General features: G+C 61.1%; 19 protein-coding genes and 1 pseudogene. 16 read left to right on the plus strand and 4 right to left on the minus strand.

Features of this window, described 5'->3' with window-relative positions:
• Window positions 1-144: 144 nt before the first annotated feature.
• Entirely contained in the window at window positions 145-519 is a 375-nt protein-coding gene (locus tag N8A98_RS01020; protein WP_262165912.1) for a winged helix-turn-helix transcriptional regulator, read from the minus strand.
• A gap of 81 nt (window positions 520-600) precedes the next feature.
• Between N8A98_RS01020 and N8A98_RS23335 the strand changes: the two genes are divergently transcribed.
• From N8A98_RS23335 to N8A98_RS01045, 5 genes and pseudogenes are all read left to right on the plus strand, one after another.
• Window positions 601-1,584 (plus strand): NADPH:quinone reductase, encoded by a 984-nt coding sequence (locus N8A98_RS23335; RefSeq protein WP_390888758.1) that lies wholly within the window; start codon window positions 601-603, stop codon window positions 1,582-1,584.
• A gap of 675 nt (window positions 1,585-2,259) precedes the next feature.
• Complete coding sequence (locus tag N8A98_RS01030) at window positions 2,260-4,032, plus strand: methyl-accepting chemotaxis protein (RefSeq protein ID WP_262165782.1); 1,773 nt, start codon at window positions 2,260-2,262, stop codon at window positions 4,030-4,032.
• 655 nt (window positions 4,033-4,687) lie between these two features.
• On the plus strand, window positions 4,688-4,987 hold the full coding sequence (locus N8A98_RS01035) for a hypothetical protein (protein ID WP_113121591.1): 300 nt from the start codon (window positions 4,688-4,690) through the stop codon (window positions 4,985-4,987).
• Between the two features lie 50 nt (window positions 4,988-5,037).
• Window positions 5,038-5,301, plus strand: a pseudogene (locus N8A98_RS01040) (XRE family transcriptional regulator); the annotation flags it as partial.
• A gap of 150 nt (window positions 5,302-5,451) precedes the next feature.
• Window positions 5,452-6,204: a hypothetical protein gene (locus N8A98_RS01045; RefSeq protein ID WP_262165786.1), complete on the plus strand. Its 753-nt coding sequence runs from the start codon at window positions 5,452-5,454 to the stop codon at window positions 6,202-6,204.
• 66 nt (window positions 6,205-6,270) lie between these two features.
• Here N8A98_RS01045 and N8A98_RS01050 read toward each other — a convergent pair whose 3' ends face one another.
• The 3 genes from N8A98_RS01050 to N8A98_RS01060 form a co-directional block, all read right to left on the minus strand.
• The gene (locus N8A98_RS01050) at window positions 6,271-7,146 is read right to left on the minus strand and encodes an AraC family transcriptional regulator (RefSeq protein WP_262165788.1); all 876 of its coding nucleotides are present in this window, start codon (window positions 7,144-7,146) and stop codon (window positions 6,271-6,273) included.
• A 174-nt stretch (window positions 7,147-7,320) separates the two neighbouring features.
• Window positions 7,321-8,064: an SDR family oxidoreductase gene (locus N8A98_RS01055; protein WP_262165915.1), complete on the minus strand. Its 744-nt coding sequence runs from the start codon at window positions 8,062-8,064 to the stop codon at window positions 7,321-7,323.
• Window positions 8,065-8,516: 452 nt separating this feature from the next.
• On the minus strand, window positions 8,517-9,518 hold the full coding sequence (locus N8A98_RS01060) for a LacI family DNA-binding transcriptional regulator (protein ID WP_262165789.1): 1,002 nt from the start codon (window positions 9,516-9,518) through the stop codon (window positions 8,517-8,519).
• A 234-nt stretch (window positions 9,519-9,752) separates the two neighbouring features.
• Between N8A98_RS01060 and N8A98_RS01065 the strand changes: the two genes are divergently transcribed.
• The 11 genes from N8A98_RS01065 to N8A98_RS01115 all read left to right on the plus strand — a co-directional run bounded on the left by N8A98_RS01065 (window position 9,753) and on the right by N8A98_RS01115 (window position 21,781).
• On the plus strand, window positions 9,753-10,454 hold the full coding sequence (locus N8A98_RS01065; RefSeq protein ID WP_262165917.1) for a glucosamine-6-phosphate deaminase: 702 nt from the start codon (window positions 9,753-9,755) through the stop codon (window positions 10,452-10,454).
• Window positions 10,444-11,223: a sugar isomerase domain-containing protein gene (locus N8A98_RS01070; RefSeq protein ID WP_262165791.1), complete on the plus strand. Its 780-nt coding sequence runs from the start codon at window positions 10,444-10,446 to the stop codon at window positions 11,221-11,223. Before N8A98_RS01065 ends, N8A98_RS01070 begins: the two co-directional genes overlap by 11 nt.
• A complete protein-coding gene (locus N8A98_RS01075; protein WP_262165793.1) occupies window positions 11,220-12,371 on the plus strand; it encodes an N-acetylglucosamine-6-phosphate deacetylase in 1,152 nt (383 codons plus the stop codon). Before N8A98_RS01070 ends, N8A98_RS01075 begins: the two co-directional genes overlap by 4 nt.
• Window positions 12,368-13,639 carry a neutral/alkaline non-lysosomal ceramidase N-terminal domain-containing protein gene (locus tag N8A98_RS01080; protein WP_262165795.1) on the plus strand — a complete coding sequence of 424 codons (1,272 nt, stop codon included), beginning with the start codon at window positions 12,368-12,370 and terminating at the stop codon, window positions 13,637-13,639. The genes N8A98_RS01075 and N8A98_RS01080 overlap by 4 nt, the downstream gene beginning before the upstream one ends.
• A 52-nt stretch (window positions 13,640-13,691) precedes the next feature.
• On the plus strand, window positions 13,692-15,008 hold the full coding sequence (locus N8A98_RS01085) for an ABC transporter substrate-binding protein (protein ID WP_262165797.1): 1,317 nt from the start codon (window positions 13,692-13,694) through the stop codon (window positions 15,006-15,008).
• 69 nt (window positions 15,009-15,077) lie between these two features.
• Window positions 15,078-15,965, plus strand: coding sequence for a carbohydrate ABC transporter permease (locus N8A98_RS01090; protein ID WP_240229474.1), 888 nt, complete (start codon window positions 15,078-15,080; stop codon window positions 15,963-15,965).
• A complete protein-coding gene (locus tag N8A98_RS01095; protein ID WP_262165802.1) occupies window positions 15,962-16,828 on the plus strand; it encodes a carbohydrate ABC transporter permease in 867 nt (288 codons plus the stop codon). The genes N8A98_RS01090 and N8A98_RS01095 overlap by 4 nt, the downstream gene beginning before the upstream one ends.
• Complete coding sequence (locus N8A98_RS01100; RefSeq protein ID WP_262165804.1) at window positions 16,825-18,072, plus strand: AGE family epimerase/isomerase; 1,248 nt, start codon at window positions 16,825-16,827, stop codon at window positions 18,070-18,072. Before N8A98_RS01095 ends, N8A98_RS01100 begins: the two co-directional genes overlap by 4 nt.
• Entirely contained in the window at window positions 18,073-19,173 is a 1,101-nt protein-coding gene (locus N8A98_RS01105) for an ABC transporter ATP-binding protein (RefSeq protein ID WP_262165825.1), read from the plus strand. It abuts the gene before it with no gap.
• On the plus strand, window positions 19,166-20,209 hold the full coding sequence (locus tag N8A98_RS01110) for a Gfo/Idh/MocA family protein (RefSeq protein WP_262165827.1): 1,044 nt from the start codon (window positions 19,166-19,168) through the stop codon (window positions 20,207-20,209). The genes N8A98_RS01105 and N8A98_RS01110 overlap by 8 nt, the downstream gene beginning before the upstream one ends.
• A 306-nt stretch (window positions 20,210-20,515) precedes the next feature.
• Complete coding sequence (locus tag N8A98_RS01115) at window positions 20,516-21,781, plus strand: DUF763 domain-containing protein (RefSeq protein WP_262165828.1); 1,266 nt, start codon at window positions 20,516-20,518, stop codon at window positions 21,779-21,781.
• Window positions 21,782-21,803: the final 22 nt, after the last annotated feature.

The raw sequence follows: 21,803 nt of genomic DNA on the forward strand, positions 1-21,803 counted from the left end.
GTCTGCTTCTGAGCCGTGGCTGCTCAAGAGCAGACCGTCGTTTCCCATCCCATAAGTGCGAGCCCGTCTGTCGAACCCATGTCGGTCATTCGAGCCCTTAGCGCACGTGCCAAAGTCGTGCTGCGTCGAGCCAGGTTTCCAAATTTACTGACAATTCGGATCGGTTTGCTCAATGCCGGCAAAGCCAGCACCCCAGTTGCGCATGCTGAGGAGAACCGGCTCAAGCGAACGGCCCAGATCGGTCAGCTCATATTCCACTCGCGGCGGCACTTCCGGATAGACAATGCGATTGATGACCCCATCCCGCTCCAGCTCTCGCAACTGGAGCGTCACCATGCGCGCAGTTGCGTTGGGGACCATGCGACACAGGGCATTGAAGCGCAATTTGCCATTGAGCAGGTGAAACAAGATCACCGGCTTCCACAACCCTCCAATGACCGAGAGCGTCACCTCCACGGCGCATCCGGTGCGTTCGGCACGTCGACGTGGGCGGGTTTGGATTGGGATGCTATCATTCATGATAGTACATGTTCTCTTTGTACGTACTGTTCGTGGACGTATCAAATCCCTAACTTCGATGCGAAACAAGAGGATCGTTCCATGAAAGCTGCCTGGTACTCAAAAAATGGCCCCGCTCGCGAGGTTCTTGAAATCGGCGACTTGCTGGATCCGACCCCTGGTCCCGGCGAAGTTCTGGTTCGCGTTCGTGCCTCGGGCGTCAACCCGTCCGATACCAAGAGTCGCGGTGGTCGCGGCATGGCCTTTCCGCAGATCGTTCCCAATCAGGATGGCGCTGGAGAAATTGTCGGCGTCGGCTCTCCCGAACTCGAGAGCCGTATCGGCGAACGCGTCTGGTTCTACGAATCCACGCTGGGCCGCTGGAACGGCTCGGCCGCCGAATTCACGACCTTACCGGCATACAAGGCAGTGCGCCTGCCGGATGGCGTGAGCTTTGAGGAAGGTGCCTGTTTGGGTATTCCGGCTATGACCGCCTGGCGCTGCGTGTTTGCCGACGGTCCAGTCGATGGCAAGGTTGTTCTGGTTTCGGGCGGCGCCGGGGCCGTCGGTCGGTACGCAATCCAGTTCGCCAAGCTGGGCGGCGCCAGGGTCATTGCCACGGTTGGTAATGCGGAAGCCGCGGCATCAGCATCGGGGGCGGGCGCGGACCTTGTCCTCAATCGTCATGTCGACGACTTGGCAACGGCAATAGCCGGCTTCACAGGCGACGCCAATGGCCGTGGCGTGGACCGCTTTGTTGAAGTCGCGTTCGGCGCCAATCTTGAGCTGATCGTCAAAACGATCTCGCCGAATGGTGTCGTCGCCAGCTATGCCAGCGATGCGGTGCCCGAGCCAAAGCTTCCGTTCTGGCCCCTGGTGATGCTCGACGTCACCATACGCTTTGTGCTGGTTTACGTGATGCCCAAGCAGGCCCATCTGGAAGCGGCCGAGGCCATCAATTCGGCGCTTGAGGCAAAGCAGCTGACGCATCTGATTGGCCGAACGTTGCCGCTTGCCTCCATCGTGGAGGCACATGAAGCCGTAGAGCGCGGAGATCTGGGCAAGACGATTTTGGTCCTACCATAAGCTGGAATTTGGCAGAGCCGAAGGTGGGATGGACGTTCGATCCGATCCGAATTTCGGCTCTGCCACCGTTCATCAAGACAGGTACTGCGGAGCGTTTAATGTCCGCTTTCACGAACTACCATCGAAAAGCGGACAGGCCACATTTCCACCATGCATCAGCGGTCGCGCGGGCAGGGGCGTCGGAAATCCTGGGACGGGAGGTGTCGCGCTGCGGGATCGGGGCACTGCGGGGCAGGGAGATGATCAATGGCCGGGCCGCGTAGGCCTACGCGGGGGCGCAGTGACGCCAGGGCGGAAAAGGACCGCTGTCAGCCACAAGGACCCCCGCAGCGCCGCGGCATAGCCCCTGCGAAGAGACCAATGCGGCCATTGAACAAATCCAGGGCCGGGCCAGAGAACCCGATCGTGTTGTTGCGATCTTTACTCTGGCCGCGCCTGTACCATCGATGATGTCGCGGCGTTGCCTAGACTTATTATGGGGTTGCGAGTTTATTAAGCCTGTTGTGCTTGGATGTTCTAAGTTGAAATAGAGTATTCGACATGCGATTTGGAACCATTGTTGCCGGGGTTTGCGCTACGGTTCTGCTTACGGGCTCGGTCCTTATCGGATCGAGCTTTTTTGTGGGGCGGGCTTTTGAGGCGGCGCGAGACGAGTCTAGCACGCTGATGACCTCAATGCGCCAGCAGATGTTTGCCGACATGATGCACGACACCATGCGTGGCGTGGTCTATCGCTCGCTCTATGCGGCCAATGTCGGCGACAGCGCCATGAGCGCCGCGGCGACAGCCGAAATCGCCGAATACGGTGCCAGCTTTACAGATGCCATCGCGGCGCAGGACGCCCTGCAATTGCCTGCCGACATCAGGGCGTCGCTGGACACCGTCGCGGCACCGCTCGAGGCCTATATCGGCACTGCGAACGCCATTGTCGCCCAAGCCGCGTCTGGTGAAGCGGACGCGGCAAAGGCGGCATTGCCCGATTTTGAGGCCAGCTTCTCGGTGCTCGAAGAGGCCATGGCAGGCGTTTCCGACACGATCGAGGCCGGCAATGTGCGCAACAATGCGCAGTCGGAGGCGGCAACTATGCTGTCGCGTGTGGCCAGCCTTGGTGGTCTGGCGGTCATCATCGCACTGGCGACCGCCATGCTGTTGCTCAGCCGCCGCTTCATCGTCATGCCAATGACGGTCATGACCACAAGCATGCAGGGGCTGGCCGATGGTCAGCTCGAAGTATCGGTGCCGGAGCGCCAACCCGTCAGCGAAATGGCGGCTATGGCTTCGACGCTGAGTGTCTTCCGCGATGCGCTCAGGAGCCGTGCCGAGCTGGCCGCCAATGCCGATGCATCGGCGCGGTTGACAGCACGCCGCGCCGAACAGTCAGCTCAACTCAATCGTAGCCTCGCCAATGTCGTCGGCGCGGCCGCGACGGGGGATTTCTCCCGCCGCGTTGAAACCGGCTTCGATGATGATGAACTGCGTGAGGTCGCCGGAGCAGTCAATGACCTAGTGAGCGTCGTCGACAATGGCCTGACCGAGACTAGTAGTGTCTTGGGGGCCCTGGCGCATGCCGAACTCGACCAGCGCGTAACCGGCGACTATCGGGGCGCCTTTGGGCGGCTCAAGGACGATACCAATGCGGTTGCCGAACGATTGAGCGAGATCGTCATCCAGCTCCGCAGCACCTCGGCGGCCCTCAAGACAGCGACCGGCGAGATACTTGCTGGCGCCAATGATCTCAGCGAACGGACGACGCGGCAGGCGGCGACCATCGAGGAGACTTCCGCGGCGATGGAGCAGCTTGCATCCACCGTAATCGACAGCGCCGGCAGGGCGGAAATCGCCAGTCACATGGCAGCAGGCGTTTCGCGCTCGGGCGAGGAGGGCGGCGCGGTGATGAATGCGGCAAGGACCGCCATGGAGCGCATCACGGAGTCGTCCAGCAAGATTTCCAACATTATCGGACTGATCGACGACATTGCTTTCCAGACCAATCTGCTGGCCCTCAATGCTTCTGTCGAAGCGGCGCGGGCCGGTGACGCCGGCAAGGGCTTTGCGGTGGTGGCCGTGGAAGTGCGCCGGCTGGCCCAATCAGCCGCCAACGCATCAGCCGATATCAAGAGCCTGATCGAGCAGAGCGTCGGCGAGGTGGCCGGTGGCTCCAAGCTGGTTTCCCAAGCCGCCGACAAGTTGGCCGACATGCTCAAAGCCATGATCGAGAACCACCAGGCGCTTGACGCAATCGCCAGGTCCAGTCGCGAACAGGCCTCGGCGATCGAAGAAGTCAATGTGGCGGTGCGCCAGATGGATGAAATGACCCAGCACAATGCCGCGCTGGTCGAGCAAACTAATGCGGCTATCGAGCAAACTGAGGCGCAAGCCAGAGATCTCGACCGGATCGTTGCCGTATTCAAGCTGAACACGGTGGACGGTCTGCGCCGGGCTGCCTAGACACGCCAGGCCAGCGCGGCCGCGACCAGCGCCGCGCTGTGCAGGTCCGTGGTGTCATGGACCGGGAGGTGCTGTGGCGCCATCGATAGCAGGCGATATCGGCGAAACCAGGATCACCGCCCCTGCACCGACCTAAATGCTCAGTTTTACGGCCTCAGTGAGCCATTTTTCTCTTGCTGAGTGAGATTGAAAATCTGGTGCGGCAATAGATTGCGGGAGTTTACCGCAGCGGAGCTGCAGAGAATCTGTGGTGAGATAGGCCGCTCGCCCGACTTGAGCGTTTCGGCGAGCAAACCCACCTCAGATATTCCTGTCGCAGTGACGAATATCGGTCCGCGGATTTCGAGCAGGCGTATTGGCTGGGCGTGGCGCGAGAGTGCCTCGGTAATCGAACTGAGGCAGGGCTCGTGCTGATTATGGCACCGCCTGGCGTGGAAGCAGGATGTCGGTACGCAATTGGTTTTGCGGGACGTGGCGGGGGCGTCGAGAGAAGCCTCAAAGCCACCGGCGCATCGCGCCGCGCCTACAAAGGAGACGAATAGCGGTGGACCCATGGCTGCCATGGAGCTTCAGCTTGACTCTGCTTGCCCTGGCCCACTAAGTCACGACACGCGCCTAGCGTCCAAGGCGTAGACCCCCACAGCATAGGTGCCGAATGGACGAAAAATACGCAAACGCGCGTGAATACCTCTTCATTGCCATACGCTCGCTCGCCGCTTCGGCCGATTCTCTAGAGAGCAGGCTGATTTCAGCGACAGCAAGCATCGTTCAGATTACCATTGATCAGTTCGACGGCGATCCTGAACTGAAACTGCGGTTTGCCAGAATCCTGGACCACCTTGGGGTAGATCAAGATGATCTTGAAACTGTCGCCATCGAAACGGCTACGCACATTACCGAGATAGAGCGCATCAAGATTGCCGAATTGATCTGTGATCTTTTCTATGACCTTTAGGCCGCTGGCGGACTTTGTGGGTGAACAAGTTGCCACGGTGTTCGTATGTCGAGTCACAACTCGCGGAGATCGCAGGGTCAACGCGTGAGACGCTCTATCGACTAGAACGGCTGGGCGCGCCAAAAGCGCAAGTTCGTCTGCGCCAAATGCTGAAGATTACCAGCCGCGCGACCAAAAGGGCGGGTGGTGACAAGCGGGCCATTGCTTGGTTTCGCGCTCAGCCGCTGCCGGCGTTGGCTGGGGGAACGGTAGAGGCTCTGGTCAAGGACGGCAAAGCAGCAACTCTCGACCATACGGCTCTGGGCGGCTTTGCGCGAGGCTTGCTGGAATCGCCATCGCGCTCACGATCCCCGCTGGTTGCTCAGGCCCACTTCGGGAGGGGGTTGTGATCCTCGGGGCTCAAGTTGAAGTGTTCGAGCCACGCGGCAGGTCGCTACGCGACCGGCTGTCTTGGAGCTAAAGGCATGGCCATCCGAGCAGGAACTCGTGCGCTATTTTTTCTGGCGATCGCCCTTTCAAGCGGACTCGGCTTGGGGCGTATAACCATTGTCGGCGCCGATGTCGCCGGGCTTTCGGCTATAGGTGTGGCATTGGTGCTGATGGGAGTGTACGGACGTCTTGCCGCATCCAGCCCCGCTGACAGGCCCAGGCCTGGGGCAATTCCACACTCAAACTGGCCTATTCACCTCGCATCGGTGGCGACCGACCGTTTCGAAGTCTTTTCCGATCGGCCGGAAGGCTATGTTGGTTACACCGACTACACCGCCATGAGTGTGGATGTGAATGACGACCTCGTGGCGCGTGAGCCGCGGGAACAATATGCCCTGCTGGGTTTCGGGAATGGCTTTCTCACAGGAATTCGGAGCAAACTTGTCGATGGTGAAAGCCGCGGTCAGGTCCGGTTCCGTGTCGTCAATGCCTCCAGCAAGGACAAGGAGGCGATTGGTTGGCTGGCCTATCTCCAACAATCAGGTACGGACAATGCGGGGCCGTCCACGGAAAACCTTCATTCGGTCATCCAAGCGTACTCAAACCGGATCGTCTCGAACGGGCCCATCATCGTAAAGTTTTGGGACAACGCGCCCAGAAACCAAAACGAAAGTCCAGACGACGGCGATGTCTCCTCCGAACTGTCAGAGGAATGGACACACATCTATCAAGTAGCGTTCGAGGCAGGGCGACGAACGGCGTCGGTCGCACTTATCGATCCAGTTTGATGGGGTCCGACGCCCCTTCCTCGTATGCCGTGTCAGCGCGGTGATGAAGCGGCCAAGCAGTCAGGCCTAGTGCCGGGCGGCGGCATCCTGGCTCGGAGCCGTACCAAACTGACGGCGATATTCACGGCTGAACTGTGAAGCGCTTTCGTATCCCACCTTGAAACCGACGCCCGTCACGTCGTTGGGATGGCTTGCAAGCAGCAATCTGGCTTCCTGCAATCGGATCTGTTTTTGAAACTGGATCGGGCTCATCGCGGTCACCGCCTGGAAGTTGCGGTAAAAGGCCGAGGCACTCATCCCGACCAAATCCGCGACATCCTCCACTCTGAAGGATCGCGCATAGTGTTCGCGGATCCAGCGCACCGCGCGAGAAATATGGCTGAGATGGCTGTCAGCAAGACCCAGTTGCCGTATCGCGCTGCCCTGTTCTCCGACAATCAACCGCCAGAGGATTTCTCGTTTAATCAGAGGCGCCAGAACCGGGATGTCGCGCGGGCAATCGAGCAGGCGCAATAGGCGCAACACTGCATCCATCATGGCCGTTGGCGCATCGCTGACTAGCATACTGGATGGTGGCGGACCGTAACCGTGCCGCACGCCCTCGGAACCCGCCTGTAGTAGCAGCTCGGCAACCATTATGGGATCAAGTGCAAAGCCAAACCCAAGCGCTGGATGATCAGGACTGGCGTCCAAAAACTGGCCCGTCACCGGCAGGTCGATAGAGGCAACTAGGTACTGACCGGGCCCGTACTCATACACCCTGTCCCCCAGGGCAATGCGCTTGGCGCCCTGCGCAACAAGGGCCATCACCGTGCCAGACATGGTTCGCTCGTGCGCCGATACATCATGTCGCGCGATCATGATTCCCGGAATAAGTGTGCTCATATCGGGGGCCGCGTGACGGTCGATCAGCGCCCGCAATTCCTCCAGGCGTTCGTTCATGGTCGGCTCCAACTGCATCAAATGAACTTACTGCATAAGCACGGCTGCGCTACAGATTTTGCTATTCATAGGAGAATTGTGCAAGGCTTCACATCGGATGCTTGCGAAAACGCTGAGCATCAAGACACTCGGATGGGCGCCGCCCAACCAAGTGTCTTCCGGCAAGGACTGGCGTTAGCTTGCCGCGGCCAGTGCGACGGCGTCCGGACCCGCAGGGAAGCGAAGTTGACCCGAAAGGTCATTGGCCGCCGCCCACACAGCTTCGGCAACGTCCGTCTCTTTTGTAGTCAGAACGGGCTTGGCGAATGCCGCAAAGATTGGCTCGGCGAAGGACTGGTAGGCCGCGGGGATCAAATCCTCGATGCTCAATTCCGTATTCTGCGAGAAGCGCGTTGTCGGCGCGTAACCAGGCTCAACAAGTTTGACACGAACGTTGAACGGCGCCAGTTCGTGTGCAAGCGAGCCGGTAAAGCCTTCAATGGCCATCTTGCTGGCCGTGTAAGCGGCAGCCAGGGGCATCGCCGCCAGTGTCACGCTCGAGGTTACATTGATCACGACGCCTGAATTCTGCTGGCGGAACAGCGGTACGATGGCTTGCGTCATGGCCATGACCCCGAAAGTATTGGTGTCAAATACCTTGCGGATATAGCTCATCGGAGTCGCCTCGAACGCTCCCACCACGCCGATGCCGGCATTGTTGACGAGAACATCAATGGGGCCGCTCGTTTCGAGTGCCGTCGCAATACTGCTTGGATCGGTGACATCCAGCGCCACAATGCGGAGCCGATCGGAACGAGGCAAAATGTCTTCGCGCAGTGTGCGCATAGTGGCGATAACATTCCAGCCCTGGGCGTGAAAGTGGCGGGCAGTTTCGAGGCCATAGCCCGATGAACAGCCAGTGATCATGACGGTCTTCATGGTATTTCCCTTTGTTCGGTGACGGCGATCTGCATGACCGCCTTGGGACCATCTAAGCACCCGCCCAACTTCGAGTGTTATCGTCATACTCCCACTTAGTTGCACGATCCTACCGCAGTTGGGAGATTTGGCTGTTGAAGGATGCCGCCTGGAGCGTAGCTAATCCGGCTTCCGGTCTGCCACCAGGGATGCGAGATCCAGCTGACCGGATGGTTGCCTACGCAATTTCGCGAGCCAATCTGGAGCGAAGAGTAGGCGCTTTGCAGTCGCCGCGACGTTTTTAGAGTAACCAAAGCGCCTGAGGCGCGAGGCTGAGGAGCGACGCCAAACGCACTTGCAGCTGCCCTTTGACGATCTTTCTGGACGCGGCCATGAACGGGCCAGCCGTTCATGAGCGGAGCGTCCACGACGTGGGACCACCTTCGCCTCAATGGCGTTGGAAGACGGCGCCGCTAACGCGGGATCACTGCCGGGCCCGTGGTTTTGCGGATCACCAAACTTGTGTTCAGAACATAGCGCACGTCGCGGATTGCCTGATTCTGAAGGATGTCCATGAGCAGGTTTAATGCCGCCTTGCCCGCTTCCACCGACCGGTTGGACACGGTGGTCAACGAAGGGTAGGTGGCGGCACCGAGCACGTCGTCGCAACCGACTACTGCGAAATTGGCGGGTACGGCGATTCCCTGGTCAGCGAGTTCAGCCAGCATGCCTTGGGCGGTGAGATCGTCGAAGGCGATCGCGGCGGTCGCTCCGGTGGCAAGGACGCTGGCGGTGATTTTGCGACCGGATTCAAAAGCGGCGAATTCGTTGGAAATAACCGTTACTTCAAGCCCTAATTCCCTGGCCGAGCGCCGCACTGCGCCGCGTCGCTGCTTGTTGGACCATGAGCCATGCGGGCCGCCCACATAGACCAGTTTCCGGTGCCCCAGCTCGGCAAGGTGGGCCACCGCTTCAGCAACGCCGGTAGCGCTATCGATGAGGACGCGCGGTATGCCTTCCACGTCACGGTTGATGAGCACCAAAGGCCGGCGCGCTGCATGTTCGATGATCTGTGCGTCGCTCAGGCGCGAGGAAACCAGCACGAAGCCCTCCACCTGACCGGCGAAGCGGCCGATAAGCTTGTCTTCCTGCTGCGGATTTTCATCGGAATTGCCCAGGAACACGCAATAGTCGGAACGGTCGGCCTCCGATTGCGCGGCCCGGATGAGGGGCGGGAAGAATGGATTGGCGACATCGGGCACGATAAGGGCAATGTTGCCGTGTCGGCCCGTGCTGAGCGCGCGGGCCGTGTGATTGGGTACATAGCCCAATTGCTCAGCCGCCGCGAAGATCTTGCGCACGGTTTCCTGGCTTAGCATCTCCGGCCGGGTAAAGGCGCGAGACACGCTGGACTTGGTAACTCCGGCTGCGGCAGCGACCTGATTGATCGTGGGTCTGTTCTGGCGAGGCGTCATCGCAAGGGTCTCTGGCTTACCCTGAACGTCATGGCATGGTCAGGGGCCATAAGGATAGTCATATGCGCTTGACATGCAACCGGTTGCATTAAATAGTTGCCTGAAAGCCGGGTGCCTCATTCCATCAAGGCCCGGCGTGTGGAGGTTTTTTTGACGCTTGATGCTTCAACCCGGGCAAACACCACCCGCAAGGCTGGCCTGATGAGCGTTCAGTCCTTTGCCACCAGAGCGCTGATGGGCGAGGCCGCAGCCCGAGATATTGCCAATGCCCTGCGTGAGGCGCTGGCGCGTCAACAGAATGTGCGCATGGTTTTCGCTGCCGCACCCAGCCAGGCCCAGATGCTGGCCTCATTGTGCGCCGCCGAGGGTATCGACTGGACGCGCGTTGCCGCTTTTCACATGGATGAATATATCGGTCTTGCTCCCGACGCGCCTGAGCGCTTCGCCAAATGGCTTGATAACAATCTGTTCGATCGCGTGCCGTTTGCCCAGGTACATCACATTGTTCCTGAGCCTGACGCCTCGGCCGCGGCGGCGCGATATGCACAATTATTGGCTGCGGCGCCGATCGACTTTGTTTGCCTGGGGATCGGGGTCAACGGGCACATCGCCTTCAACGATCCACCGGTTGCCGACTTTGCCGATCCTCTGGACGTCAAGGTGGTTACCCTTGATGAACAATGCCGCCAGCAACAGGTCGACGACGATTGTTTCGCCAATTTTGATGATGTTCCTGAACAGGCGATTACCCTTACCGTGCCGCGCCTGATACGCGCCGGTCGGCTTTTTTGCGTAGTGCCTGGTCAGTTGAAGCGGGACGCGGTGCGCGCGTCTCTTTATGGTCCGATCAGCACCGAGTGCCCGGCCAGCATCCTGCGCCAGCACCCCGATTGCAGCCTTTACCTTGATGCGGAGTCCGACCCCAATGGCCAATAATTCCGTGATCGATGCCGATGCCTTGTGCGCGGGCTATCTGTCGGACGTCACCGCCTTGATGCGGTCCATTCTGGTTGAGGAGCGCGATGCCCTCGATCGAGCTGCGGCCCGGGTGGCCGACCAGGTGGAGGCCGATCGGCTGGTCTACGTTTATGGCCCGGGTGGGCATTCCAATCTGGCGGCGCAGGAAATCTTTTTCCGTGCGGGCGGGTTGATGCATGTCAGCGCCATTCTGGACGAAGGCACGCTGCTGTCCAACGGCGCGCTGCGTTCCATGGCAGTGGAGCGAATGCCGGGCTACGGCAAGGTCGTCATCGACGATCAGCGCCTCGGCGAGGGTGATCTGCTGCTTCTCACCAATGCTTATGGCATTAACGCAGCGCTGATCGATGCAGCCATAGCCGCGCGCGGGCGTGGAGCGTTCCTGATCGGCTTCAACTCACACGCCCATGCCAATGGGAGCGCGCCAACCCACCCGGCGCGGCACCCGACCCGACAGAACCTGCACGATATCGTTGATATCGCGATCGATACCAAGGTGCCGATCGGCGACGCGCTGGTGACTGTCGATGGCGTCGGCGAGAGCATCGCGGCGGTTTCCACTTTCGCCAACGCTTTTGCGCTCAACTGTCTGGTAATTCGTACCGTAGCCAAGCTGGCGGAGCGGGGCGTCGAACCGCCGATCTGGCGCAGTGGCAACGCGCCGGGCGGCGACGAAGCCAATGGCAGGTTCCTGGCGCGGTTCCGCGATCGCGTGCGCTGGCTGTGAGCAAAGCTGCCCGCATTGTTGGGCGCGATCCGGCAGACGGGCAGGGGATCGCCATAGAATGCAGCGAGGGACGCATCGTCTCCATGGGTCCCACCGCAGTCGATGATGCGACGCCGTTCCTGTCCGCCGGATTCGTCGATCTTCAAGTGAATGGCTATGCCGGGCATGATCTGAACGCTGGCCTACCGAGTTTGCAAACGCTTGAGCAACTGGCGCGTCACCTGCTTGGGGCGGGTGTCACCTGCTTTGCGCCGACGCTTATCACCGCAAGCGAGCAATCCTTGTGCGAAGCCCTGAGTGCCGTTGCTGCGGCCAGGCGTGAAAGCCCCCTTCTGGCCGAGATGATCGCGTTCGTGCATGTCGAAGGACCCTCGCTCGACCCGGCAGATGGTCCGCGCGGTGCGCACCCGCTCGAGCATGTGCGCCCGCCGAGCATCGATGAATTCGCCCGATGGCAGAGCGCCGCCGAGGGCATGGTCGGGCTGGTGACTTTGTCGCCGCATTATGCGGAGGCGCGAGCCTATGTCGAGGCACTGTCCGCCCAGGGCGTGCTGGTGTCGATTGGCCATACCGGCGCCACACCGGAGCAGATCACTGCGGCGGTGGACGCAGGGGCGAGCCTGTCGACCCATCTCGGCAATGGCGCTGCCAGCATGCTGCCACGTCACCCCAACTTTATCTGGACGCAACTATCAGACGATCGACTGACGGCCAGTTTCATTGCTGACGGGCATCATTTACCCGCATCAACGCTCAAGGCCATGCTGCGGGCCAAGACATTGGACAAATCGATACTGGTTTCTGACGCAGCCGCTTTGGGTGGGCAGCCGCCGGGGCGCTATCGAAGCGCCATTGGCGGGGACGTGGACGTGTCTGCGGATGGGCGGCTCAGCGTTGCCGACACGCCTTATCTGGCGGGGGCAGGGCATTTGCTGGACCGCAATATCGCCTACGCCATCAAGGCGGGGGAAATTTCGTTGGCGCAGGCGTTGAATTTGGCGACCTGCAATCCGGGACGTTTCGTGGGCGGCAGGGGTGTGCTCGCTCCGGGTCAGCGCGCCGATATCACGCTGTTTTCCTGGGCGCCGGGCGACGAAAAGTTGACGATTGAAGACGTTTTCTTGGGCGGCGAGAGGGTTTTGGCATGATCCGTGCTGGGGCGGCGAGTGTCGACATAACGCCAGCAGCGGGGCTGCATTTGGCGGGCTTTGCGGCGCGGACGATGCCGGCGACGGGCACGCATGACCCGCTCACGGCGCGGGCAATCGTAGTCGAGGATACAGCGGTCGTGGTCCTCGACGTGATCGGCTTGCACGAGGATATGACGGCCCGGATCCGCCAACGCAGTCCACTGCCGGACGACAGAATCATCGTGGCGGCCACGCATACCCATGGTGCGCCGGTATCCATGAAGGGGCGATTGGGCCGGACCAGCGATCCTGCATTCCTGCAGCACATCGAAGACGGTGCTGTCGAGGCGCTGCGACTGGCCTATGCAAACAGGCGACCCGCGACAATTGCCGCGGGCATGGGCGGAGATTCCGCTGTAGCCTGGAACCGGCGCCACGTTGATGGTCCCTTAGACCGATCCGTACCAATGATCCGCATTCGCGATGCAGACGGGCGCTACATTGCAGTGATGGCGTCCTATGCCTGCCATCCAGTGGTGCTGGCCGCGGACAATCTTCTTATGACAGCGGACTATCCATTCTATGTTCGCCAGGCGCTGGAGACCGCGCATCCCGGGGCAGTTGCGCTGTTTCTCACCGGCTGCGCCGGCGATGCCAATACCGGCCACACGGCCCAGGCATCCTGGACTCTGGCGGCCAACAGCGCCCGCACCTTTGCCACGGCGCAGCGTCTGGGGGAGCGCATCGCCGCAGCGGCACTTGAAGCCGGCGAGCAAGCCGCGACCGACATCGTCCGCGCTGCGCATCGTGAGTTGGAGCTGGCATTGACGCGCCTCGAAGCAGCGCCCCTGCCGGTCCTGGCTGCTCGTTGGCGCCTCGAACAACAAACGGCCGAACCGGTGCGGGCCACTCTGCTCAGGCACTGGATCGAGTGGGCGGAACGCAATCGCGATGTGGTGCCGGGTACCTGGCGCGCCCGGGTCAGCCTGCTCGATTGGGGCGGCATTCCCATCGTGGCCATGCCAGGGGAAATCTTCAGCGAGACGGGTCTGTCGGTGCGTAGCGCCTGTGGGGGGCGGCCGGCATTCGTGCTCGCCTACGCCGAGGGCACGCCCGGCTACATCCCACCGCGCAGCGAGTTTGCGTTCGGCGGCTATGAGGTGGATGAGGCGCATCGTTTCATCGGCATGCCAGGTACTTTTGCCCCCGGTTCAGCCGAGGCGCTGGCGGAAGCCGCGCATTCGCTGCTTCGTGAACGCCACTTGACAGCGCAACCGGTTGCATAACAAACTCTCGTCATCGCCTGTGTAGGGAACGAGCGAAACAAGGGGAACTTTCATGACAAGCGTATCGAAGCTACGCCGCCATTTGCCGGCGAGTGCACTCCGGCTAGCACTGCTCGGGTCAGTGATGGGCATTGCCGCAGTCGCTGCGGCGCCCGCCGTCAGCGCCCAGGAAATCCGCGTCTGGAGTGGCTATCCGGAATTGGCGCCGTTCTATGAGCATGTCGCCGAAGGCATGAAGGCACAACACCCCGATCTCAGCGTCAAGGTGGAAGCCATCGCGCTGCGCGAGCACGAAAAGCGCCTGGCGCTGGGACTGACATCGGGCGAGGCCGCTGAGGTCATCGAGCTCGGCACCTCCACTGCAACGCGCTATCTGGAGAATGGGCTGTTCAACGCCGCTCCCGACGATATTGCGGCTTTCGTGCAGGATCCCGCCAATTTCAACGACTTCTTCCGCGACTCCGCCAGCTATGACGGCACCGTCTATGGACTGCCGCTCTTCCGTGGTCAGAGCGCCCTCTACTACAACACCGAAATGTTCGAGGCGGCCGGTCTGACCGAACCACCGACCGACATGGCTGACTACACGAAATACGCCGAGGCGCTGACCCAACGGGACGCCAATGGTGCCCCCACCGTGTCCGGCTGGAGCCTGCGTCTGTCCGGCGGTGGCCAGGGCATTGCCGAAAAGTTCTGGATCAATATGTTCCAGTACGGCGAGAGCTTGGTCGAGCAGGATGCCGCGGGTAAGTGGAAGGCTGACTTTGCCAACGAGCAAGGCCGCGCGGCGCTCAAGCAATATCTGGAGAATGTTCATACGCTCAAGACCGTAACGATCGAAATGCCGGCCGATGCCGAGGCATTCGAGCGTGAGCAGACCGCGATGTTCATCCGTGAATCCTGGGTCATCGGCGATATCGCTGCCAAGGCACCGGACCTCTCCTATGCCACGGCCACGCTGCCGCGCGGCTCGATCGTGGCGCCTGTATCGCTGTGGATCAGCGGCGAGGGCGCGGAGGCGGAAGCCGCATGGGCCTTTGCGCAGGCCGCCAACGAGCCCGACAACCTGCTGTGGCTTCTGGACAATGTGGGCTGGCTGCCGAACCGTTCCGGCCTGGACTACAGCGCGATCCTCAAGGCCAAGCCGGCTTTGGCGGCGTTCGTCGATTATCCGGACACCTACGAGTTCTTCTCATTGCCCAATATCGGTCCGGTGGAAGAAATCCTCACCCGGACCGCGGCGCGGCTGACCGAGGCATTCGCCAATCCCGCTCTGGCGAGCGATGATGCAGCGATCGACGCCGTGCTGGTCGCCATGCAGGACGAGATCAACGCCCTGCTGCAACGTGAAGGGCTGCTGGCGGAATAAACCAGAGCTCCATGTGCCAACCTGCCTGGGATGGCCTCGGCCTCCCAGGCTCCATCAGCGGAGAATGCAATGCTGCGGCGCAAGAGATGGCTCTTTGCGATCCTCGCCATCCTGCCCACGCTGGCGCTCTTTGCCTGGCTGCGCATGTATCCCATTTTTGAGACCCTGCGGCTGAGCCTGCATAAATGGGACATTCTCTCCAAGAACAAGCCCTTCATCGGCCTGGCCAATTTCCAGGAGCTGATGAGCGACCGCCTGTTTCACGAAGCACTGCTGAACACCACCATCATTGCCTTCGGCGTGCTGATCATCACCATCCCCACCGCGATGGTGCTGGCGGCGATGATCCACTACCGGACGCGTTCGCGGGCATCGGGCTTTTACGAGACGGCTATCTTCCTGCCGCATGTGGTGTCGCTGGTGCCCGCAGCCATGGCCTGGAAATGGATTTTCGACGCCCGGCTTGGGCCGCTGAACGCCGTGCTGACCTTTTTCGGTTTCGAGCCTCAGGCCTGGCTGTTTGATCCGACCCTTTCGGTGATTAGCGTCATCGTGCTGTGTTCGTGGCAGGCGCTCGGTTATGCAGTGTTGATCTATCTCGTGGGCTTCAAGAGCCTGCCGGTATCCCTGTTCGAGGCCGCCAAGCTGGATGGCGCATCAGGTCCACAATCATTCTGGTTCCTGTCCATGCCGATGCTCAAGCCCATCACGCTATACGTGTCGGTGGTGACCCTGGTGTCCGGGTTCAACGTCTATGCCCAGGCCTTCGTGCTGGCCTCGGACGCACAGGGCGCGCCGGGCCGGCAGGTGCGCGTGCTGGTGCTCGACATGCTGGAAAACAGCTTCCGCAATTACCGCGTCGGCTATGCCGCGTCCGAGGCGGTGGTCCTCCTCGTTATCGTGCTGGTGCTGACGCTCATCCAGTTCTCCCTGTTGCGGGAAAGGGGGCGCGCATGAGTGCCAATCCTTCGACCCAAAGCGGCAAGCGCCGCCGCATGCGCAAGCTGCTCGTCGATCGCAGCATCGACCTCATATTGCTGGTGTTCAGCCTGCTGATGCTGCTCCCGTTGGTGTTTCTTGTCTCCAATGGCTTCAAGACGCCCCAAGAAATGCTCGCCTGGCCGCCCACCATTATTCCGGCCAACCCCACGATCGACAATTTCGCGGCCGTCCTGCAGGACACCCCGCTATTGCGCTGGATCTTCAACAGCATCCTGTTCGCGGTGCTGTCGACCCTGGCGATCCTGGCGACCTCCTCTATCGCCGGGTACATCCTCGCCAAGTTCCGTTATCGCTCGCTCAACGTGATCTTCGCCCTGGTGCTGGCGACCGCCATCGTGCCGTTCGAAGTCTACATGATCCCGCTCTATTTCCAGGCCCAAAGCATGGGCATCCTCAACAGCATCTGGGGATTGCTGCTCGGCTATCTGGTCATGAGTTTTGGCATCTTTCTGATCCGGCAGAACGTCATCCATTCCATTCCCGACGAACTGCTGGAAGCCGCGCGCATCGACGGTGCGGGTGAGCTCTGGATATTCTTCCGCATCGTCTTGCCGCTGCTGCGCGGTGCCCTCGGGGCGCTTGGCGTGTTGGCGTTCTTCCAGGCCTGGACCGCCTTTGCCTGGCCGATGATCGTCGCCACCAATCGCGAGGCCTATACGATCGAGGTGGGGCTGGCCCTGTTCCAGACCGGGTTCACCGTCGATCTGGGCCGCCTCAGCGCCGCATCGGCACTGGTGCTCATTCCCTCGATCAGCCTCTTCGTCATCCTGCGCCGCAACTTCGTTCAGGGCGTCGCCAGTACCGGGCTCAAGGAATGAGCGATCCGGCAAGCTTCATCGGCCAGGCAACGCAGACTTATGCCGATACCAATGCGACAAGCCTGCGCTGGCTGCTGGCCCGGCCCTTGCTGGGCCCGGGCTTTCTGAACAGCAAGCAGAACAGCATCACCCTGGCTGACTATGGCCCGGACGATGGTCTGCGCGGCCCTCAGTTCACTTATGGCTGGATTCAGGGCCGGGGCCTCGAAGCACTGGTGACGCATGCCGCGTTCTTCGCGGCGTCTGACCCCCAATTGGCCGCGTCCATCGATGCGGCAGCACGACCGCTCTACGGCATTCTGCAACAGCTCTGGTCAGCGCATGGCCATGCCTATTTCTGTTACGACACCAACCTCGAGCCGGTTGTCGCCGGACCAGATGGCGCCACTGCGCCGCAGGCCCGGCCGGCAGAAATCTACACCTATTCCGATATCTTCGTTCTCAAGGGCCTGATTTCTGCCGCAGCCCGCTATGACAGGCCGAGCCTTGATCACTACCTCGCCCAGCTTCCCGCGCTCATCGACGCCATTGAAGGCGGGCGGTTTCAGATGGACGAGCGGCAGGCGCTCTCGGCCGACACTGCCGGCAACCAGCCCGCCGATTTCGGCCCGCGCATGATCCTGCTCGGCGCTGCCGGCATGCTCAAGCGCATCAGCCGGCCCGACACTGCCCGCTTTGCCGATCGCTTCATCGCCCACGTCCTTGAGCACTATCTCGATCCCGCTTCGGGCCTGTTGCGCAACGTACCTGGATCGGATGCCTGCAATGTTGGGCACGGCATCGAATTTGTCGGCTTTGCCCTCGACCATCTGCCCCCCGATGCCAATCCGGCCCTGATCGAACACCTGCAGGCTATTCTCATCGCCTCGTTTAAGGCCGGCTTCCATGGACCGGGCGTGGCACTCACGGTTTCTGTCGCGACAGGTGAGCCGACCAGTCGCTACTGCCCGTGGTGGTCACTGCCCGAAACCATCCGCAGTGCCGCCTTGTGCCATGAGCGCACCGGCAACGCGCTCGTGCTCGATATCTGGCGCACGGCGCATGCGGCATTTTTCGATACCTATTGGCGCGGCGAGCCGGCAATCGCCTATCAAACGATGACAGGGGAGGGCCCCGTCGACTTCGTTCCGGCCACCCCCGACCTTGACCCCGGCTACCACACCGGCCTCAGCCTTCTGGCGGCCGTGGAAGCAGCCGCTCGCATGGGCGCGAACAGGGCCCCCAAAACCAGCACAGGTGCATAAATGGCTGCCGTAGAAATCACCAACGTAGCCAAGTCCTTTGGCCCCACGGACATCATCCGCAACATCAATGTCGAAGTGCCTGATGGCGCTTTCGTGGTGTTGGTGGGTCCCTCGGGCTGCGGAAAATCGACCCTGCTGCGCATGATTGCGGGGCTCGAAGACATCGACAAGGGCGAAATTTCCATCGGCGGTCGGGTCATCAACGACGTCGAGCCCAAGCACCGTGACATCGCCATGGTGTTCCAGAATTATGCACTCTATCCGCACATGACCATCGCCGAGAATATGGGCTTCTCGCTACGCTTGGCTAAGCAGTCCAAGGCCGAAATCAACCAACGGGTCGGCGAGGCTGCGCGCATTCTGGGCCTCACTGATTATCTCCAGCGCTTCCCCAAGCAATTGTCCGGTGGCCAGCGCCAGCGCGTTGCCATGGGTCGCGCCATCGTGCGCCAGCCACAGGTGTTCCTGTTCGATGAACCCCTATCCAATCTCGATGCCAAGCTGCGGGTGCAGATGCGCGGCGAGCTCAAGGACATGCATGCTCGCTTCAAGACCACGACCATCTATGTGACCCACGACCAGATCGAAGCCATGACCATGGCGGACCTGATCGTGGTCATGCGCGACGGCGTCGTGGAGCAGATCGGCACGCCGCTCGATCTCTACGACTTCCCGGCCAATATGTTCGTGGCCAGCTTCATCGGGTCGCCCGCCATGAATTTCCTCAAGGGCACCGTCCGCCAGCACCAGGGCCAGCAGATCTTCGAAACCGGCAGCGGCTTCCGTCTGCCCGTCCAGGCTGCTGCGGGAGCGCCTGAAGGCCTGACGGCAACACTGGGCATTCGGCCGGAACATCTGACGCTATCAAACCCCGGAGAGGGGATTGGCGGCAGGATCACCACCATCGAACCGACGGGTTCGGAGACCTTTGTCGTGGTGCAATTGGGGGAGGACCGGATTTCGGCTTTGCTCCGCCAGCGGCTGACCGCGAGCGTTGGTGATGAATTGTGGCTGGCGCCACAACCAGATACGACACATTTATTCGACAGCGCCACCACCAGGCGATTGGCCAGCACTGGCACGGTAACCGGCCGTGGCTGAAAAACTCGGCATTGGCATCATTGGCCTGGGCATGGCGTCCCTGCCGCATGCACGCGCGCTATTGGCGCTACGCGATCGGATCGAAGCCCTCCACGCCTTCAGCCCTTCGCGCGAACGTCGCGACGCCTTCGCTGCGGCGCATGGTCTTCCAACAACGGACACGATTGAAGCGATTTTCAACGATCGGCGTGTCGATGCCGTGCTGGTCCTGACCCCGCCCAATACGCATCTCGAAATCGTGCAAATGGCCGCTGCAGCCGGCAAGCATGTGCTGCTGGAAAAACCGATCGAGGTCAGCGTCGATCGAGCCGAGCAATTGGTGGATGTTGCCGATGCGGCGGGAATCATCCTTGGCATGGTGCTTCAAAACCGGTTCAGGCCCGCTGCCCTGAAACTCAAGACCATCATTGAACAGGACCGCCTCGGACAATTGGTCCAGGTGAGTGCCCGTACAAACTACTGGCGTCCTCAGAGCTATTATGACGAGCCCGGGCGCGGCACCTTGGCACGCGACGGCGGTGGCGTCCTGCTAACTCAGGCCATCCATAACCTTGACCTGATGGTCTCGCTCGTCGGCATGCCTGAAACGGTAACAGGCTTTGTTTCCACCAGCCCGGTCCACATCATGGAGGGAGAAGATGTGGCAGCGGCGACAATGCGTTTTCCCAATGGCGCCCTGGGCAGCATCACCGCCACCACCTGCGCCTTTCCTGGGCAGGCAGATGCCATAGAAATCACTGGAGTCGCAGGAAGCGCCACACTGGCGGGAACACACCTCACAGTACGGTCGCATGATGGCTCCAACATCGATTTTGAAGGCGCTGATGCTGGTTCCGGATCGGGGGCCGATCCAATGGAATTTTCCAGCCAGGCTCATCAAGCCCTAATTGAGGATTTTGCGGACGCGGTCGCCCGGTGCCGGAAACCGGTGGCCTGCGGGCGCGATGTCTTGGCGGTTCACAATCTGATCGCCGCGATAATCGAGTCCCACGGCCTTCCGATCCAGCTCAAGCATGGTTTGTCGCCACGATCCTGACTATTGCGTCGCTGGCGCAAAATCGACGGCGATTGAAAAAACCGCGTTAGGTAAGATAGCGCGAGCGCGCCATAGGTTCGGGCGACACGTTTTGTTAGTCGTAACGATTTCCGCCCGTCGCTAGCCAGACCGACAACACACGGGTGTCGGGACAGTAGCTACTCTTCTCGATCAGGTGGATGGCATGGCGGTACCCGCGGATTTCCAATTCTTCACCTCTGGAAAAGTTGCCGGCTCACGGAGATCTTGCCCTTTCGTTTATGCTTTGTTCTATGGTAGGCTGGGCGGCATAATGCGAGGATAATAGTGACCAGTCGTTCCGGCAGTGCCGATCTTCCGCTTCATGGTGGCCGCGTGCCGCGCTGGCTGAGCGAGCGCATGGCCAAACTCGGAGCGTTGATCTGCGAGGCCGTCGTCATCGAATACGGACGCGACGAGTTGTTGCAGCGACTGGCTCATCCCTTCTGGTTCCAGTCGTTTGGTGCCGTGATGGGGATGGACTGGCATTCGTCAGGGATCACCACCAGCGTCATCGGTGCCTTGAAACGCGGGCTGGGACCGCTGGAAAAGGAGCTCGGCCTTCATGTCTGTGGTGGTCGGGGCAAACATTCACGTAACACGCCCAGCGAGTTGATGGCGGTCGGTGACCGGGTAGGTTTCGACGGCGCCGCGCTGGCGACAGCAAGCCGGCTGGTCGCCAAGGTGGATAGCGCCGCGGTCCAGGACGGTTTCGATCTCTACCTGCACGGCTTCATCGTGGCCGACGACGGCAAATGGGTGGTAGTGCAACAGGGTATGAAGGGCGATGCAGGCTATGCCCGCCGATACCACTGGACCTCGCAGGGCCTGGGCAGTTTTGTCGAGCATCCGCACGCTGCCATCGAGGGCAAGGCCCAAGGACAGATCATCAATCTGACCGACAAGCGCGCCGATAGGGCACGGGCGGGCAGCGTTGATTTGCTGGCCTCGCTGGGCCCCGATGCAATCGTCCGCGAGGTCGGTCGCTTGCGGGGTAGTGCGAAACCGGTCGACGATGAGCCGCTGCTGCCGCACCTGGTGATGCCGGAGCACCATGACATAAGGCCACCCGATGTCCTGCTGCGGCGCCTGCACGGAAGCCTCGCCGCGGCGGCCGATCGCGGGCCGACGGATTTCGCCCAACTGCTGCTGGTGCCCGGGGTTGGGGCTCGCACGGTGGAGTCGCTGGCGATGGTCGCCGAGGTCGTTCACGGCGCGCAGCACCGTTTTTCCGATCCTGCCCGTTTCGCCATGGCGCATGGCGGCAAGGACGGGCATCCTTTTCCGGTTCCGCTAACCGTCTATGACCAGACCATCCAAGTACTGAAGAATGCCGTCGGCCGATCGCGCCTCGGCCAGGACGAGCAACTCGCCGCTCTCAAGCGCCTGGACGCGCAGGCCCGGACATTGGAAAGCACGGCTCGTGGTCCGTCGCTCAAATCCTATATTGGCAACGAACGGGCGCGCGCCCGTCAGTTTGGCGGACGCACAGTGTTCGACGACGTTCAACCTGCTAGCCACCCGACCAGAGGGGTATCAGGTCCACCTAACTAACGGTCTCTGAGGTTGCACAAGT

The organism is Devosia neptuniae (assembly GCF_025452235.1).
GTDB lineage: Bacteria > Pseudomonadota > Alphaproteobacteria > Rhizobiales > Devosiaceae > Devosia.